Source organism: Bradyrhizobium sp. 62B, from assembly GCF_030272265.2.
Taxonomy (GTDB): Bacteria; Pseudomonadota; Alphaproteobacteria; order Rhizobiales; family Xanthobacteraceae; genus Bradyrhizobium.
The window spans coordinates 444087-460839 of sequence record NZ_CP092842.1 but is presented as its reverse complement, the minus strand read 5'-3'; the positions used below and the strand labels follow the sequence as shown (position 1 = coordinate 460839).

Genomic DNA, 16753 nt, shown 5'->3' with positions numbered 1-16753 from the left:
TCTGTATGCCCTCAGCCTGCTTACCGTCCACCCGCCGCAAGCATCGAAAAGAAACACTAGAATTGATCGCCCCGACGGCAGTCTATCGGAGCAGTCGAATCGGCCCCATCGGTGCCCAATGCCGACCGCGATGTTCACTGCGATTGTTCCCTATTTGTTCCATCCTGTCAAGTGCGACCTAGCCTGCCTCGTCGCCAAAATTCTGGGGCTTTCGTGGCATCGGCATCCAATTCGAGAAACTTGGCTGCGATCTCCGAGCGCGAGCTCCCCAAGCCAGAAGCAGCGCCTCACGGAAGCGACGACCATGATCGCAAGATCGCTATCGAGCTGTGATCGGAAACGTCAGCTCTGCAGCCAAGCTAAAATCGCAGCCTCGTTCAGTGCGATCGCGCGGAAAAGTGCCGGGCGCCAGCCATTCGCTGGTTCACCAAATGAAGCGGTGCTGATTTTCTGCTTAAGAGTTCGCGCAACAACAGTGCTTGGTTTTCCCGCGATCGAGGCCTTGAATGATGCTAAATAGCTTTGAGCTCTACGGGAATATCTGGCGCTGAGGCCAAGCCGGTCGAAATGTCGACGGACGAGCTCGCCTTCTTTTTGAGACAGAACGCCACCGCCGTCGACATGGTAGCTGACACTCAGTCCTTGCTTCTTGAATGAAAGACTTGCCTCCAGCACGACTGCATTGTTCGATGGTTCGACGCTCGGATGAAGAAACAATCGCTGTCCAGTCGTCTTGGACTTTACCGCATTCGCCTTCTTGCGATTGCAAGGCGTGCAGATTGGCACGAGGTTACGTGCATGAAGCGAAAATTCAGGAAAACGAGCTTTCGGCAGAAAGTGGTCCAGATCAGGATTGGTGTCGAGCGAGCAGAACGGGCAGAGATCCAGGTCCGCAGCTGGCAGCGTCTCTATGATTTTGGCTAGTAACCGCTTCATAGCCGCGGTTCGTTTGTCATAACCCTCGATCAAAGCCATCCGTTCGCTTGCCGTCGTAGCGATAGCTCCGAGCTGGTGAACATCCGGACTAACTGCGTCATACTTCACACAGGCCGCGCCGATCGCGTTCTGCATCGCCTTTAGTGCAGCTCTTCGCGAGGGGGCGCTGGCAGCAGCGAGGTCGGCGAAAGAGGGTACTAATGCGTCGTCGTATGCTCCGATGCACCTCACGGTTCGGCGGCCCCATCGTCAAGTCCTTCCTCTAGCGCATAAAGATAAGATGCGCCGGAACGCCAAGGGGGAACGGGAATAGCGCCTGTACCGCCTCAGCGCTGCCGTGCTTCTTATAGAGTTCGCTCAGCACGTGTGTAAAATCGCGCTCCGGATCTGCAAGGCCAAGAACGCGACGCGACAGCTCGCCAAGGTCTTCTCCGAAACTCTCGAACGTCAGTGCTTTGATCTCCGGCGCATCCATGTTGTCGCGCGCAAATACCCGTACAAAACGGCTAGGAATTTGCTGCAGCAAAATAGGCGAGTGCGTCGCGATCACCGCATATGAATCGAACTCGCGCAGCGTCTCATTGAGAGCTGCGATCACGCTCGTGAGCAGGCCGGGATGCAGGTTCGTCTCGGGCTCATCAATCAAAAGAAGCGACCCTTCCTCGATGAAGCCGACAATATTGCTGAAGATGGCCGCGACCAGACGCTGGCCCGCGCTCAGCTGGCGCACCGCAGCACTGCGTATTGCATCGTCATCCGACGTCAACGCCTCTGCGCGCGCGGGATCCAATAGCGTCGAAAGAATACGCTGCAGGACATCCGTTCTTTCACTTTGGACAACGGGCTCGAGAGCCTCGCTCAACATGCGATCAATTTCGTCGGCATTGATTGTGCCTTGGGGCGTACGAAGCCCGCAGTACTTGTAAGAAGCGCGAGAGCGATAGGCGACGCCTAGAAGACGGGGCGCATGGGCAGGCTCTCTCGGCAGCGGGAACTCGTCAAACGCGTTGTACGAGATCGTGATCACTCTGCTGATGTCAGGCTGAGGCGAAATGTCCGATGGGGGCATACGCTGCCGTGTCTCTTCGCTAAAGACTTGCGGAGGCATAACAGTAGCAGCCAAGCTCGACAGCAAACGTGTCTTGCCCGTGCCATTGCGCCCGATCAGCAGAATCGTCCGGTTTGGCAGCCCTTCATGGCTAGAGAAGTCAACGTCCAGGCTGTGAGGGCCGGAAGCGCCATCGAGTAGCATCTCAAATCTAAAGACGGGCGCCACGACTTCTTCGCAAGGAGCTCCGATATAAATACCGCCTCGCTTGAATGCGTGCCGCGATGATGCCTCTCGCTGGAATGACTTGTTCCAGAGACTTTCGTTCGTGATGTATTCGCGCCGCTTTGGCCTAAAAACAACGTCTCCAATGCCGTTCAAATACAAGGCCTGTAGTCGTCGCGGAAGATTGCCGATCTTGCGATAATAGGCGATCGATTCTCCCAGAGACGCTCTCCGAGGCGGTAGAGCATCAAGAATGACCGGAAGGTTCCTGGCTCGAAATTGGTCGCCGTTGACAGCCAGCCGAATGGCGCCGAGATCAATTAATTGGTCGGAGGATCGATGCAACTTTACCAGGTAGCGGCACTTCCATCCGAAATCGTCCCAATTATCCTGATAGAGGCTGATATAGGGATACGTTAGCTTTTTTAGTTCAGGCACGCTCCGCGATTGATAAATTAAGAATTGCATTCCGAACTCACAATGCCGCAGCGAATTGCACCTGAACAATTTGGCGCGTTAGAAGCAGAAGACTCGTTTTTGTCGCGGATACTCTCGACAGTTCGTGGGGACACGATTGAGGTGCTAGCCAATTCTCTCAAGGTCCGCGAGGCACTTGTCCAGGTTGCTTTTAGCGTCCTGAAGGAACTTTCTGGTTTCGGCAAGCCGTCTGAAATCGGGCTTGACCGGCCCCTCGCTCACGGTGCTGAGCTGGTGGCAGACAGTTGCAAGATCGCTCGAGACGTCTTCGAGCACGAAAGCAAGGTTCTCCAGCGGCAGGAGCTCGGAAAAGAACGTCTTTGACGCAGTTTCGTCCTGACCTGAAGGTGCTTCGAACTTAACTTCGACTAGCGGCACCAGGATTTCACGATCATCGCGCGCAGCTCTACCCATGCTCATAATGAGCGAGCTGAACGTCGTGGAAACATATGTCAGCCGATCGAGCAGGGCGTTTCCATACACGACGACCGAATCCGAACTGCCTTGCGTCTCCTCCGTCTTCAAAGCATCGACGTCTTCACTCGACATGTTCGGGATCCTCTCCTGAGGCGAGATGCAACATACCTGCAGGGAACGGGGCAGGCTTTGGACTGCTTACGGCCCCAATCGATGTGGAGGCGCCTTGACCTTCGTCTTTCTTCACCTGCACAATCGTCACCGATGAGCCATGGTAGGAGCTCTTGGTCCTTGCTTTCATATATCCCGGCGCTGTCGGTCCAGGCGGATGGAGCTGAACCAGATAGTCCTCCATCACCTGACGGACGCCAAGCGGATCTCGAGCGAGTAGCCCGGCCGCGTGCGACGTCACATGGGTCGAGCTCGTGACTGACAGATCAAAGAGGCTGCGAAGAACCACATGCTCTTTAGCTGTGAGAGACGGGCGGGTCTTAAGACCTAGTTTTTTATCCATGAGCTTGGCCAAACGGTCGGCGCTGCCTACACGGGGCTGTTCGTGCTTCTCAAGAGCAATGAGGCCATCGCGCGTGAGCGCGAAATAAGCAAACTTTCCTGATGTCGTTCGTTCCACAAAACGCGCATTGGTCATCAGGCGGAGGATACGACTGAGATTGGCATCCTTCAGATCCAGTTTCTTGGCAATTGCCGCCTTCTGCAGTTGACGCGATGGTGCATCCCGCAACAGCTGCAGGATCGGAACGACGTGCTCACGATGCATGACTTCGCTTGGACGAGCCACCTTGGCGGTGTTGATCGACATCTGCAGGAGATCGTAAAACGCCCTGAAGCGCTCGGCATAAGCCGCATTCTTCGGCGCTACCGATGCGCTCACCCGACGCAGAATATCGAACCATTCCCGCAGCTCGGCGTCGCGGCGCCGGCTCTCAAGAGAATTCCAGAGCCAGGCCCCGAGCATTGCATAGATGCGCTCAAGGCTCTTTTCGGATCCCTCTTTGAGGAATTCCGAAATGACGCCCCGCGCCTCGGTCGCGGTGGCCTCGCCGGTCTCTATCTTTTCCAATGTAACGTCCGACATGACCAAGTCCTACCGCACAACCCTTAAGATCATTTTACAACGCTTTACTCTGATTTTAGTCCCGGAATCTAGGTGTCAAAGGCCCCATTTGTAGGCAGTCCAAACGACTTTTTGACCGAGTTCCCGGGTCGAAACGCCATTCGGCTCCTTAAGGAGGGGTAATATAGTACCAAATCTAGCATCATCGTGTCGGTTGTGGGTGGGGTGCTGCACGACAAAACTTCGCGTGCCGAACTTCACTTCGACTTGGCTTGCAGTGGTCTGGTGCCCCTGCATGGTGCGGTCGTTTCCCATCGAGGGGACCAGCATCACATCGACATCCAAATCGCTGAAAGGCGTGGAGCAGACGTCACAAAAATCGAGGCAAATGGCGACCCCGATCAGGCCGCCCTCGGTCGCAAGCACGCAGATCCGCTCGCCGGCGACGATATTTTCAATGCCCCACTCGTCATCGGCATACGGAGCGATCTTGTCGTAAACGAGCAGCTCCCCGCCATAGCCGTCATAGATGCGCGCACGATTTACCGTCCCTCTGCCTGCTGCCTCATGCCACGTTCCCGGAATGACGATCTCAGGAGGCGCTAGCGGGTCGGCCACGTCTCGCTCGCGGATCAGCTTGATGATCCTATCACGCAGTTCTGGCGGGACCGTAAGCTCCGGCCAGACGATTGCGATGCAGTTCTCCTGAAAGGCGCCCGCCAACTGGACAGAGACCGCGTCCTCCGCCGACGCAGCATCCATGCCACGGACCGTAAAGCGCTTGTCACCGTCCGCCGTGGCGAACTCCGCCTTCAGCTTGACCGCCTCGAAAAGGCAGGCGCCCATCTTCCACTTCGTAGGGTCTTGGGCTGCACTGTGCAAGGTACGGCTATCGACCACCTCGACCGGATAGTCGTCAATGAAGGTCGGCAAGATCCGATGAAACAGCATGCCACGCTTTGAATAGGCTTGGCTCCGCCGGGCAGGGCGGCCGGCGCTCACGCCCTGTCGCGGAATGAACCAGCATCCGAGCGCCTCCAGGCGCCATTCCTTCGGTGAGATCGGCCATTGCGACCGTCGTTCCAGCAGCACGCGGTCTACAGCGCGGATCAGTCCGCCGAGCAACACGGCAACCTGCTCTGGAGTCTCTTCAGAGAGAGACCACAGGATGCGGCCTTCGCCAATGCTGTTACCGAAATTCCTTGCGGATTCTTCCAGACGTCTCTCCGAAAGATTGCGGTAAGTCTTGTGCACACTTGGCGGCGCTCTGCGGAACAGGCTATCGAGCTCGATCAAGGCCTTCCTGAGCTCGTCCCGCCCAGCATGCGTGATCGAGGCCTGGGCTTGAGCAAGCTCACCAGCTGCCGTCTTCCACTTGCCGAAATCCGGTGTTTCGACGCGGCTCTCCGCACGCCCAGCCAAAAGACTCGCCCAAATGACTTCGCCAATATACGCCATTGATAGGCGTACGGTTCGCTATTTGCAATCGACCGACTGCGACTTACGCGCGTTTCATCATCTAGCTGCGGGCACAGTTGCTCTGAATGTCAGAACGCGCAGAAACTCTGCATCGAATTATACGATCGCAACGAAAAGCTGCATATGGCTTCCGATACTCTTGACGAAGCACGAGCAAAGCATTTCAATCTGGGCGGGAGATCCGCGCGCGAGCGACGCGAAGCGGACGGGGGGCACAATAGATGTGGAAGATCAGCCGGGCCGCGGCTTGCCTTGGCGTCTGCCTTGCGGTGGGCGGGTGCACAAGCCTGTATTATGTGCACGATCCGCAGACTGGCGTGATCACAGCTGGCGAGCTGCCGCATTTTCTCAAGTCGATCCGGTGCGAGGTCGTCACCTTCTATCAGATCGAGCGCGAAAGGCGGAAGCACTACCTCAAGATTTACAAAACCAGGCCGGAAGAAGCCTTCGACCGCTACGCCCATTTCGACATCGACCCGTTTCTGTACGGCACCTTCTTCCTGGAATTGAAAGTAACCGATACCGGCGGTGTCGGGTCCGGCACCGCTTTCGACTACAAGCGCATTCTGAGTGCCACCAGCAACGATATGACTCATGTCGGCCCCACGGCTTCGGCGCAGGATACCTATGACTTGATCTGGTCATTCCTCTTGAAACAGAATGCCGAGCTTGCGTCTGATACCTCGCCGCTAGCATCTGGACCCGCAACATATGAGCGCGGCTGCTACCGGGGAACGCCGGCCGACCTCTCCGAACTCGAAGCCCTCGCCGAAAACAAATATCCGGAGCGCACCGCCTTCAAACGCATTACCGTCGATGCTTCCAAACCATTGGCGGCCTGGCTACGCGACAATGCCATTTTGATCGCCGCCAACAACCTCACGCCGGCCATGCCTTCGGAGCGAGCTGAGCCAGCGCAGATGACCTATACTTTTTCGATCCAAGTGACCGGAGGCATCGAGGCCAAATACTCCCTTACATCGGCGCGCTGGACACCGGCCGCCATCCAAGCCTCCGCATCTGCGCAGCAGTTCAGCAATCTCGGTATCTACATCAATGGGCCGAATGCCGTCTTGGCCAACGGAGCAAAGTCTGGCTCGGCCAGCTATGCAGCCAAACAGCCGGCGCTCGGATCAAAGGACAATCCGATTTACACGACACCAATCCCGGGAGGGGAAAAGTCGCAGGAATTGCCGGGAAGCGGGGGGGCGGCAACCGGCCGGCCAAGGGCTGGTGGTGGTCCGCGGACGAACGGCTTTATCTTCGCGCCCGTGCCAGTCTTCCCGCCATCTCCAACGCCTACTCAATAAAACATGACACGTTACTGGCTGCCCGGATTGCTCGTTCTTCTCGTGCTCCTCCCCTGCAGCAGCGCGAAGGCTCAGCCTGCGCTTCCCTCGGGAGTGTCGGAGATGGAGCTCTTCGGAACTGTGATCCGCAGCTCAAAGTGGGACGTGAAGGAAATCCCTGTTTGCTGGGAAAACCTCAACCCCCGTGACCAGAAATATGCAGAACTGGTCCGAAAAGCCGTGGCCGAGACCTGGGAGAGCGCAGCACAAGGAGGCGTGTGGTTCGCCAAGACCTGGCCTGCCTGTACAAAGGGCGCAGCGGGCGTCCATGTGCGCATCGCCGATGAGGGCGCGCACACCGACGTCGTCGGCAAGTATCTCGATGGCAAGCCTTCGGGCATGACCTTGAATTTCAGCTTCAATCATTGGAGTAAAGGATGCATCAATAAGCGCGAATTCTGCATTCGTGCGGTCGCTGTCCACGAATTCGGACACGCGCTCGGCTTTACTCACGAGCAGAACCGCGACGATGCTCCGGAACAGTGTCGCAACGAGAAATTTTCAGGATCGGTCGGCGATTACAAGGTCACTAAATACGACCCCAATTCCATCATGAACTATTGTAATCCAGCATGGAACGGAAACGGACAACTCAGCCCACTCGATATCGCAGCCGTCAGAACGTTTTATCCGTCCTGACCCTCGCCTTGCTCTTTATCATCTCCGGGCAGGCGCTAGCCGATCGCGCCGCGGTGCAGATCGCCGCGCGCTATAACGTCAGGACTGTTCACGTCCAGTTTGTCGGCGTCATGTACAATGGCAAGCAGGAAGTCGGAGGCGGCTCCGGTCTTCTGATCGGCGACAACCTCGTGCTCACCAACAGCCATGTGGTTGGGCGAGAGGAAAACTACAAGAGCTTTGAGGTCGATGCCCGCCTTGGCTCGCGCAACGCAAATCCTATCAAAGTGGGCGCGATTCACCGCGACGACGTCAACGATCTTGCCCTTCTGGAATTGGCCCAGCCGGCCAACGATAGCGGCGGAGCGTCGCGCTGCCCAATGCCGGTCATCAATGAAAGCCAGCAGGCCCCAATGGGAACTCAGCTCTATCTGCTTGGCTATCCCCTCGACCTGGATCTGAGCATATCGAGCGGCCTGATCAGCAATCAAACCAGTCCAAATGGGCGCTGGCAAACCGATACTGTCATGAATGTTGGCAATAGCGGAGGTCCCGCGTTCAACGAGTTCGGCGCGCTCCTCGGTATCGCTGTCGGCGGCATCGTGAAATGGAACGATACCCAGGTCAACGGAGTGAATTTCATCATTCCTGCCACGGTCATAGCCGCGAGCCCGCTCTACAAGCTGATTGCGGCTATCCCCCAACCATCCGTCTGCTGGACCAAATGGGTCGACACTACAATCTCATTCGAGAACTGGAGCAAGCTCAACTCGACCCATGTGCAGACGCAAGCCAATCAGGGCGTGAAAATTCCCGAGATCCTGGCCGGCGCGCTTCACACGTTGCTTCCAGAAGACCGGCGGCTCATCGTCAATGTTCCGATATCGCAACTCGTCGAGCCCAAGCAGATCGAGCGCTCATATACCGTCGACAAGACTAAGGATGATCATCCCGTCGTGTTTGCCGAGCATTCGGCCGACTACGCCGAGACGTTCCCAGCCGAGCCTGGCTACCGTATCACCGGCTGCTCCTGGCATGTCGAGACGGCAAACGGAGCCGGCAACATTGCTTGCGCCATCAACGATGGCGGTGCACAGGCGCGCTTCACCTACAAGCTGACCAGTGGACCCGCCGTCGATCGGTACCGTGGATGGCTCGGTGCTACCGTCAATCTATCTCAGATACTTGCGAAGTAAGGAGGAGGGCCATGGTCGTCTCGAGATTGCGAGCCGATACCTCAAATGCGCTGCACTGGCTCTCGTCGTTCCGGCAGCTTCGCGCGGCTTTAATTGCTGTGGTCTGCATGTTTGTCGCCGGCTGCGCTCATCAAGCACCTGTCTCGCGGCCGTCGAAGCCCCAAGCCCAAAACGCGCATCATAACCACGGTCGTGCATTCAGAGGATACCACCATCATGCCGCCAGGTATTATGGCCCGAGGTATTACGGTCCGAGGCGGCATGATTATAGCTATCATCGCCCCACAACGGGTGAGGCAAGCGAGGAGGCGCCTCCGGAGAAAACGACGCCAACCGGCGCCGAGGCTCCCAACAAGCCCGCCATCAAGGGCTTGGTGCCCGTTTATTTTGCGACCAACCGCGAGGTGACGGGAGGCCCGAACCTGGAGCTGAAACAGATCACCTATGATCGTTCGACCACCAACACCTATGGCTACGTGACTGTGAGCATACCGATCGTCCACAAGATGGGCGAAGTCGAAACCCCAAAGACATATCTGTACGGCATTTGGACAGAGGCCGAGCAGGACGGAAAGCACTTTCGAATCCAGACTCTATCGAAGCTCTCACGCGAGGAGTTTGCCTCCGCGATCGCCAATCCTGCCGACAGCCTGATGCTGTTCGTCCATGGCTACAATGTTCCTTTCTCGGATGCAGCGTTCAAGGCCGCTCAGATTGCCTTCGACGCAAACTACAAGGGCCGCGTCATGATGTATTCCTGGCCCTCGAAAGGCGGGATGGCGGATTACGATTACGATCGCGAAAGTGCCTTGCATGCCACCGATGGATTGTTCGATCTTCTCAAGCTCATCAAGACGGAGGCGAACGTTTCGCGGATCATCCTGATCGCACACAGCCTAGGCAGTGAAGTGGTATTGGGCGCCTTGCAGCAGGCAGCGCTGAGCCAAACGGCGCTTGGCATTACCGAGCTGATTTTCGCAGCACCCGACGTCGACCGTGACCTCTATCTGGAGCGGGCTAACCAGATCAAAGCGGCCGCGGGTGCGGTGACCGTGTACGCCTCGTCGACTGATCTGGCTCTGCTCGCGTCGATGAAGAAAGCGCAGTCGAAATCGCGAATGGGCTATGTGACTAAGAGCGGTCCAACTCTCGTCTCGGGCATCGAGACGATCGATGTCTCTGCGGTCGGAAGCGAAATGTTTGCCCTCAACCATAGCACTTATTCAACAAGTCGGGCGGTCCTCGACGATATCGGCCGGATCATCTCCTCATCTAGCCACCTCAAGCCGCCGCAACGGACCCCAACTTTGCGCTCGATGCCTAACGAGCTTAACGCGACCTATTGGATGTATCCTTACTAGGGGGGCGCGCCCATTAATCCTCGCCGATGTGCGGCTCGTCCCTACTTCGATCGCCTTTATGCAACGGCAGCAAATTCGCGCAGCTTTCGCAGAAATCGGGACCGTACATGCATGTAGGCTGCCGGCAAGACCACAGTTTGGATAGGTGTAACGCGCATCTCGTCTTACGAGTCTTGCTTGCTAAATTGACGTAAGAGTTCGTTCGGGCTTTTGACGTTTTGAGCGCGCGACGCCCCATCATCGCAGTCAGCTTTTGCGCTTTTTGGGTTCTTGGCGAAGGAGGCGCCGCCTAGGTCCTCTGGCCGCGTCCGCTCTTCGGCAATGAAGCCTGTCCGATCAATGGGAGCTGAACACACAGGGCTGCGCCGTCCCCGCAGTTGATCGTGGGGCGGGCATTCTGAGGGGCCACTCAGTCCGTGGTGGCGCAAAGATCCGGCAGACTAAAGGCATGATGGGCAACGACTGCAGTGTCCCAACGGACTCAGCTTTCCGAGAGCCCCATTAATACTTCCATTATAATGGATTGATTCTGGACCTTGCCTAGCATATACATCCCTAAAGGGGTCTATAAATGAACCTTACCGTAGAGACGTTCATAGAAGGCAGGTGGCATGAGGCCGCCACCGTCAACTTGGAAGTCCCCGAAAAGGGCTACACGACGCCTTCCAGAACCAGCTACGAAATGGCCTATTTTGCCAAGTTCGGCGCCATCCCATTTGTGGAAGACCGTCCCCTCAAAGGCGTACATGCTTACTCGATCAACGCCCCAGTCGATCTCGTGGATCGCTCAGCAAACACCTGGCCAGCTTTTCTTCTGGACTTCATTCCTCAGGGTCACCACGCCGAGAGGATCGCGCGATTTCTGAACCTTCCAGTCGAGGCGCCTTCTACCCAAGTCCATCTTCTCATGAGAGCTGCGAGCTCTCCCGTCGGCAATATTCGCATCAAAGAGGCGTATGATCAGGAAGTCGAACGTCTTCAGGGCATATCGGTCGCGGGAATCACTATTGAAGAAATTCTCGATCGGAGCGACGCATTTCTCGAAGTTGCTGATCGCTTTTCCTTGCTTGCCTCGGGTTCGAGTGGGCTGCAAGGCGACTGGCCAAAGGTGTCACTGACACGCTCCCGAGACGGACTTTGGTATCCGAATTCGATGGTCCCGGACGCGGACGCCCTCGAATTTATCATCGTAAAGCTTCTGCGCAGTGATGAGCCGGTGGATCAGCGGATCCTGGAGTCTGAATCGGGCTATTCGGTGGTCGCAAAAGAGTTCGGCGTCAACGTCGAACGCACGAGCACCTACGGCAATGGTGTGCTTGTCATTCCACGGTTTGACCGCAGTGTCGCGCCGGGTGGTCTAATCCGCTACGGACAAGAGAGTCTGGTCTCTGCGATTGGCGTTGCGGAGTTTGCATTTCAGAGCAGGCACGAAACTTATCTGAACACAATCCAACAGGTCTCGTCGAGTCCGCTGGAGGACACGACGGAGTATCTGCTGCGAGATGTCTTGAACCTGGCTATGGGCAATCCCGATAATCATGGCCGAAACACCGCGCTTAGAAAATTCCCGGATGGAAGCATACGGCTTGCCCCCTTGTTCGATTTCGCACCAATGAAAATCGCGGCAGCGGGCATCGTCCGTTCCACGAGGTGGGGGTGCATGCTCGATGGTGGAGGACAGGACACCAATCCTGATTGGAAGCTCGTCTGTGAAACAGTTTCTAACCCCAAGGTGCCTGCCCACAAATTGATGTCCGCTTTGGCAGCCAGGGAAGATCTTCTCCGAGCCCTTCCAGAGATTGCAAGGATGAGCGGCGTGCCAGACTCGGTCGTGACGAACGCAATCATTCGAAACGAAGATATGGCGAACGGTGTTGCCAAACTACGCAATGTGACAGATTAGGCGAGCCTCATGGCCAGATGGCGTAAACCTACGAAAGAGGAGATCCGAGATCGTCGCGCCGCGATTGCAGCCAAAGCGCGCGCGGGTACTCTCCGCTTGCCGGAGGCCGTCGCCGAGATGCGCCAAGCCCTCGGGCTCACCCAGATTGAGTTCGCCCGACTGTTTAAGCTGACACCGCGCCAAGTCGCCGACATTGAACGAGGAGCGGCCAATCCTACTGCGCAAACGCTAGACAAAATAGGTCGGGCATTTGGTTTCCAAATCGGCTTTATTCCGATCGCTGCTGGGGCGACAAAGGCTTCTCGCGAGGATGAGAAATCTACGGGGTCACATTGATGATGAGCGCGTCTTGAACCGAATGGATTCTTCCGAATGGCCATCGTGAAGACTCTCTTTGGCGGGTCCGCAAAAGGTCCTTAATGCTCTGGAGCTTTGAGGAGGCGCAAATCCGGTGCGCTGGTCTATTTCAAGATGACACTGCCGCTGTGCCGGTCAAGCCCTTGGCCGACCACAGTTGGAGCGACGCTGATCGCAAAAAACAGCGGCAAGAGGTTGCGTCGAAATGGACTTCTGCGAGATCTTGGCCCCTCTTCATCCACCTTGGTCGCCTTCGAACATCTTAGGCCGTCGGCTTCCCCATGGCGTTGCTGCAAGATCCTCGTTCAAACTTGACTGGAGGACGAATGTCTTTAACTGAAGAACTGACCTCGCAATGACCTGCCACTGAATTTTCATCCAGTGGCAGTTAGAGTCTCGGGGCTTTTGCAGCGAGACCGAACTTTGGACCACCCGGAACTAGAGTTTTGCGCCTCTGATCACGTTGGCGGGCTGGTGTCGCCGACGTGATTTTGCAGCAAAATCGGCGGCCGATTGCCGATCGCCCCGTGGGGCCGTTCTTCGTTATAGTATCTTCGCCAAGTCTCCACCTTTTGCCGGGCATCCGCAAGGGACAGGAACCAATGGGCGTTGAGGCATTCGGCCCGGAAGCGGCCGTTGAAGGCTTCGATGAAGGCGTTGTCGGTCGGCTTGCCGGGTCGTGAGAAGTCCAGCGTGACGCCGCGCTGGTAGGCCCAGAGGTCAAGATCGCGCGACACGAACTCGCTGCCTTGATCGACCCGGATCGTCGCCGGGAGTCCCACTTCATTGCAAACCCTTTCCAGTACCTCCACGACATCGGTGCCGCGGAAGGTGAGCCGCGGCTCCAGTGCGGCGAGAAGCGGGAGAAGATATCGACGATCGTGAGCACCCGGAGCTTGCCGCCGGTGGCCAGCTGGTCATGAACGAAGTCCATCGCCCAGATCTCGTTGATCCGAAGGAGAAGAGATGAGCGGAGATGTCGCAGCCATTATCCTGAAAGCCCGCGAGCATGCGATCGGAGATCTCTTGCGCCGCGCCGCGAGCCGCGAGCCGGGCAAGCTGGCGCTGAGTTGTGGCAGCGTGAGCTGGACCTTCGCCGAGATGGACGCGATCTGCAATCGCCTCGGTCGCGGCCTGCTCGACCTCGGCGTAAAGAAGGGCGATCGCTTCGCAGTGCTGTCGCGCAATTCGCACGCCTTTGCCGCGTTGCGCTTTGCTTTGGCGCGGATCGGCGCGGTGCTGGTGCCGATCAACTTCATGCTCAATCCGGACGAGATCAATTTCATCCTGAAGAGCTCCGGCGCAAAGCTGCTCGCGACCGGTCCCGATTTCGTCGGGCCGGCTGGCGCGGCGAGCGCGAAGGATTGCGCGGTCGAGAAGATGATCTGGCTGCCGAGCGAGGATCCGGCCACAGCGCCTCCCGACCTCACCACCTTCGACGATCTCTTGCATCCCGACGGCTCGTTCTTGGACGCCTCGGTCGATGGCCGCGATCTCGCGCAGATCGTCTACACTTCGGGCACGGAATCGCTGCCCAAGGGTGCGATGCTGACGCATGAAGCCGTGATGTGGCAGTATGTCAGCTGCATCATCGACGGCGGCATGAGCGTGGAGGACAAGGTCCTGCACGCTCTGCCGCTCTATCATTGCGCCCAGCTGGATGTGTTCCTGGGCCCGCAGGTTTATCTCGGCGCATCAGGCGTGATCACGGGCAAGCCGACCGCCGACAACATCCTGGCGCTGATCCAGGCGCACAGGATCACCTCGTTCTTCGCACCGCCGACGATCTGGATCGCGATGCTGCGCTCGCCGAACTTCGACAGGACCGATCTGTCGACGTTGCAGAAGGGCTATTACGGCGCTTCGATCATGCCGGTGGAGGTGCTGCTCGAACTGCAGCGCCGGCTGCCGGCCGTCAAGTTCTGGAATTTCTACGGCCAGACCGAGATCGCGCCGCTCGCGACCGTGCTGCGGCCGGAGGACCAGCTGCGCAAGGCCGGCTCCGCCGGCAAGCCCGTGCTCAATGTCGAGACGCGCGTCGTCAACACGTCGATGGAGGATGTCAAAGTCGGCGAAGTCGGCGAGATCGTGCACCGCTCGCCGCATCTGCTTTCCGGCTATCACAACGATCCGGTCAAGACCGCGGCGGCATTCGCCGGCGGCTGGTTTCACTCCGGCGATCTCGCCACCGTCGATGACGAGGGCTACATCACCGTCGTCGATCGCGTGAAGGACATGATCAAGACCGGCGGCGAGAATGTCGCGAGCCGAGAGGTCGAGGAGATGATCTACAAGATCCCGGCGGTCTCCGAGGTCGCAGTGGTCGGCCTGCCGGACCCGCGCTGGATCGAGGCGGTTACCGCGATCATCGTGGTCAAGACAGGTGAAAAGCTCGACGAAGAGGGCGTCATCAAGCATTGCGCGGGCCAGATGGCGCATTTCAAGGTGCCCAAGCGCGTGGTCTTTGTCGACGGCCTGCCGAAGAATCCGTCCGGCAAGCTGCTCAAGCGGGAATTGCGCCAGCGTTTCGTCGGCGGCGAGACGCTCGACAAGGCGATCCAGAAGAACTTCGGGGCTTGAAGGGGCCATCCAGCCGCTCGCGGCAGTTGGGGCGTTCGCCAGGGTTTATTGAGGTCTGTTAATGCGACACGGTCAGAAGAAGATTCCGAGCACGATTCTCTTTTTCGGTGCAGCGGCTCATATCGGCGGCCCCCTTGCTCGTTTCTTGCGCGAGGAGGCGCCGCAGATCAAGCTGCGCCTCGTAACAAGCAATCCCGCCAATTGTGACGTCCTTCGTCGCGAGCACCCGCATGCGGAGGTCGTCTTGGCCAGCTATTTTGATCTCGCATCGCTTGAGAAGGCGGTCGACGGAATGGAAGGAATATTCGTCCTGACCAGAAGCGGCACGAACGAGACCGATGCGATGACAAATCTCGTTGTCTTGCTCAAGAAGGCAAGGTCCGCCGTTCACGTTATACGTCTTCTCGGTCTACAGCCCGAAGCGAATCGAAGGCGAATTCCTCCGTCTCTCCGCGAGCATGGTCTTGGTTTACCCATCCAGCATCCCATCGCAAAAGAAATTCTCGACGAAAGCGGTCTGCCTGTCACCTACCTGAACATCGGCGCAACCTTCATGGACAACTTCTACTGGATGAAGGACGGCTTGAGGAAGGAGCGAAAGTTGATCTGGCCCGAACGCTTGATCCCCTATATCGATCCACCCGACATTGCGGAGGTGGCCGGACGTCTTTTCCTGTCGGACAATCATCGGCACATTGGTCAGTTTCACACTCTCAACAACGGACAGGACATACTGAGGTTCAGCGAGGTCGCCGATCTCATGACCAAGGTTTTTCGGGAAAGGATCGTTCACGACGGCACCAGAGTAGGCTTCTTCGAGTGGTACCGGGAGCTCGGAGAGACCCGGCTGAACTATCTCTGGGATTTCTTCCAGTACGAGCAAGAGAACGAGGTGGTTTGGGCGCGCAATGACTTCGTTGAGCGCACCCTAGGACGGAAGCCCGTCTCCTTGAGCGAATGGCTGGCCGAACATCGGCAAGCCTTGCTGTTCGGAATGTAACCCTAAAGCGCCGTCGCGCGATGGACATTTAGGCATCATCGCCGAGCGAAGCGCCGCTATATCGCGCTGATTAAACGCTTTAACAGGGCGCGCAGCCGGACACCCGGCTTGCCCGAGGCTGAGTGCTGCTACCATCCACTGCAATGAGCAGAAGCTGCATCGTGGGAGCGTGCTGGCCGGGGGAATTCGGCGCTAATCGATCCCTTGAGAACCTTCGGAAAGCACCGCAATGGCTGGCTAGAAACCCGGCATCAGGACCGGCGCGGCGGGATCGGTATCTTGCGGCTGCGCCCCCAGGCAACAAAGACGCTAAGCGCCAACAGGAGGAAGTTGAGAGGCGTGAACTCGGCTTCGCCGCGAGAGACGTGAAAGACAATAGCTAAGACCTGCAACACCGAGCAGCCAAGCGCGGCAAGCACCGTCAGCCGCGGCACAATCCGGGTTAACGCCGGCATGAGAACGCCAATTCCTCCCGCGAGGTCGATCAGTCCGATGGCTCGCACAAAAGCTTCAGAATGCTGGCCTGTCCACGGCATCATCGCGGCCAACTGCGGAATTGGCGTAAACAGCTTCACGAGCCCAGCCGAAGCGAATACGCAAAAGAGGATGGCTTGAGTGGCCCAAAGGCTCACGCGTAGGGGCCGTTCCTGCGGGGTGGCGGTGGCGCTGGCGGTGGACATGAGCGGGGCACTCCGGCGATGACAGGGCTGCCAGCTATTTGATCATTATGCA

Annotated in this window: 14 protein-coding genes and 1 pseudogene; 8 read left to right on the top strand and 7 right to left on the bottom strand. The window is 57.6% G+C overall.

Annotated features, from left to right (window positions below; translation table 11 throughout):
* Positions 1 to 342 precede the first annotated feature (342 nt).
* From ML401_RS37160 to ML401_RS37140, 5 genes are all read right to left on the bottom strand, one after another.
* Positions 343 to 1071, bottom strand: coding sequence for an HNH endonuclease (locus ML401_RS37160; protein ID WP_285812846.1), 729 nt, complete (start codon positions 1069 to 1071; stop codon positions 343 to 345).
* Between the two features lie 127 nt (positions 1072 to 1198).
* Positions 1199 to 2677 (bottom strand): AAA family ATPase, encoded by a 1479-nt coding sequence (locus ML401_RS37155; RefSeq protein WP_285812845.1) that lies wholly within the window; start codon positions 2675 to 2677, stop codon positions 1199 to 1201.
* 114 nt (positions 2678 to 2791) lie between these two features.
* Positions 2792 to 3235: a hypothetical protein gene (locus ML401_RS37150; protein WP_285812844.1), complete on the bottom strand. Its 444-nt coding sequence runs from the start codon at positions 3233 to 3235 to the stop codon at positions 2792 to 2794.
* Complete coding sequence (locus ML401_RS37145) at positions 3225 to 4199, bottom strand: winged helix DNA-binding protein (RefSeq protein WP_285812843.1); 975 nt, start codon at positions 4197 to 4199, stop codon at positions 3225 to 3227. Before ML401_RS37145 ends, ML401_RS37150 begins: the two co-directional genes overlap by 11 nt.
* A 75-nt stretch (positions 4200 to 4274) precedes the next feature.
* Positions 4275 to 5636 carry a hypothetical protein gene (locus tag ML401_RS37140; RefSeq protein ID WP_285812842.1) on the bottom strand — a complete coding sequence of 454 codons (1362 nt, stop codon included), beginning with the start codon at positions 5634 to 5636 and terminating at the stop codon, positions 4275 to 4277.
* Positions 5637 to 5878: 242 nt separating this feature from the next.
* On the opposite strand from ML401_RS37140, the gene ML401_RS37135 reads away from it, so the two are divergent.
* The 6 genes from ML401_RS37135 (at position 5879) to ML401_RS37110 (ending at position 12420) form a co-directional block, all read left to right on the top strand.
* Complete coding sequence (locus tag ML401_RS37135; RefSeq protein ID WP_285812841.1) at positions 5879 to 6967, top strand: hypothetical protein; 1089 nt, start codon at positions 5879 to 5881, stop codon at positions 6965 to 6967.
* Between the two features lie 102 nt (positions 6968 to 7069).
* Positions 7070 to 7645 carry a M12 family metallopeptidase gene (locus tag ML401_RS37130; RefSeq protein ID WP_285812840.1) on the top strand — a complete coding sequence of 192 codons (576 nt, stop codon included), beginning with the start codon at positions 7070 to 7072 and terminating at the stop codon, positions 7643 to 7645.
* 8 nt (positions 7646 to 7653) lie between these two features.
* Positions 7654 to 8820, top strand: a complete 1167-nt coding sequence (locus ML401_RS37125) for a serine protease (RefSeq protein WP_285812839.1) — start codon at positions 7654 to 7656, stop codon at positions 8818 to 8820.
* Between the two features lie 11 nt (positions 8821 to 8831).
* The gene (locus ML401_RS37120; RefSeq protein WP_285812838.1) at positions 8832 to 10181 is read left to right on the top strand and encodes an alpha/beta hydrolase; all 1350 of its coding nucleotides are present in this window, start codon (positions 8832 to 8834) and stop codon (positions 10179 to 10181) included.
* Between the two features lie 571 nt (positions 10182 to 10752).
* Complete coding sequence (locus ML401_RS37115) at positions 10753 to 12084, top strand: type II toxin-antitoxin system HipA family toxin (RefSeq protein WP_285812837.1); 1332 nt, start codon at positions 10753 to 10755, stop codon at positions 12082 to 12084.
* 9 nt (positions 12085 to 12093) lie between these two features.
* Positions 12094 to 12420, top strand: a complete 327-nt coding sequence (locus ML401_RS37110; protein WP_285812836.1) for a helix-turn-helix domain-containing protein — start codon at positions 12094 to 12096, stop codon at positions 12418 to 12420.
* Between the two features lie 479 nt (positions 12421 to 12899).
* On the opposite strand, the pseudogene ML401_RS37105 reads toward ML401_RS37110, so the two are convergent.
* A pseudogene (locus ML401_RS37105) lies at positions 12900 to 13390 on the bottom strand (integrase core domain-containing protein); the annotation flags it as partial.
* A gap of 17 nt (positions 13391 to 13407) precedes the next feature.
* Here ML401_RS37105 and ML401_RS37100 point away from each other — a divergent pair.
* Together ML401_RS37100 and ML401_RS37095 are read left to right on the top strand one after the other, a co-directional pair.
* Entirely contained in the window at positions 13408 to 15021 is a 1614-nt protein-coding gene (locus ML401_RS37100; RefSeq protein ID WP_285812835.1) for an acyl-CoA synthetase, read from the top strand.
* A gap of 61 nt (positions 15022 to 15082) precedes the next feature.
* Complete coding sequence (locus tag ML401_RS37095; RefSeq protein WP_285812834.1) at positions 15083 to 16021, top strand: NAD(P)H-binding protein; 939 nt, start codon at positions 15083 to 15085, stop codon at positions 16019 to 16021.
* A 251-nt stretch (positions 16022 to 16272) separates the two neighbouring features.
* On the opposite strand, the gene ML401_RS37090 is transcribed toward ML401_RS37095, so the two are convergent.
* On the bottom strand, positions 16273 to 16701 hold the full coding sequence (locus ML401_RS37090) for a DoxX family protein (protein ID WP_285812833.1): 429 nt from the start codon (positions 16699 to 16701) through the stop codon (positions 16273 to 16275).
* Positions 16702 to 16753 lie beyond the last annotated feature (52 nt).

What these genes read in the sequence shown, in the direction of transcription:
- ML401_RS37120 (WP_285812838.1), top strand. Translation starts at nt 8,832, where the DNA reads ATGGTCGTCTCGAGATTGCGAGCCGATACCTCAAATGCGCTGCACTGG.
- ML401_RS37135 (WP_285812841.1), top strand. Translation starts at nt 5,879, where the DNA reads ATGTGGAAGATCAGCCGGGCCGCGGCTTGCCTTGGCGTCTGCCTTGCG.
- ML401_RS37115 (WP_285812837.1), top strand. Translation starts at nt 10,753, where the DNA reads ATGAACCTTACCGTAGAGACGTTCATAGAAGGCAGGTGGCATGAGGCC.
- ML401_RS37155 (WP_285812845.1), bottom strand. Translation starts at nt 2,677, where the DNA reads ATGCAATTCTTAATTTATCAATCGCGGAGCGTGCCTGAACTAAAAAAG.
- ML401_RS37095 (WP_285812834.1), top strand. Translation starts at nt 15,083, where the DNA reads ATGCGACACGGTCAGAAGAAGATTCCGAGCACGATTCTCTTTTTCGGT.
- ML401_RS37140 (WP_285812842.1), bottom strand. Translation starts at nt 5,636, where the DNA reads ATGGCGTATATTGGCGAAGTCATTTGGGCGAGTCTTTTGGCTGGGCGT.
- ML401_RS37100 (WP_285812835.1), top strand. Translation starts at nt 13,408, where the DNA reads ATGAGCGGAGATGTCGCAGCCATTATCCTGAAAGCCCGCGAGCATGCG.
- ML401_RS37090 (WP_285812833.1), bottom strand. Translation starts at nt 16,701, where the DNA reads ATGTCCACCGCCAGCGCCACCGCCACCCCGCAGGAACGGCCCCTACGC.
- ML401_RS37145 (WP_285812843.1), bottom strand. Translation starts at nt 4,199, where the DNA reads ATGTCGGACGTTACATTGGAAAAGATAGAGACCGGCGAGGCCACCGCG.
- ML401_RS37150 (WP_285812844.1), bottom strand. Translation starts at nt 3,235, where the DNA reads ATGTCGAGTGAAGACGTCGATGCTTTGAAGACGGAGGAGACGCAAGGC.
- ML401_RS37160 (WP_285812846.1), bottom strand. Translation starts at nt 1,071, where the DNA reads ATGCAGAACGCGATCGGCGCGGCCTGTGTGAAGTATGACGCAGTTAGT.
- ML401_RS37110 (WP_285812836.1), top strand. Translation starts at nt 12,094, where the DNA reads ATGGCCAGATGGCGTAAACCTACGAAAGAGGAGATCCGAGATCGTCGC.
- ML401_RS37130 (WP_285812840.1), top strand. Translation starts at nt 7,070, where the DNA reads ATGGAGCTCTTCGGAACTGTGATCCGCAGCTCAAAGTGGGACGTGAAG.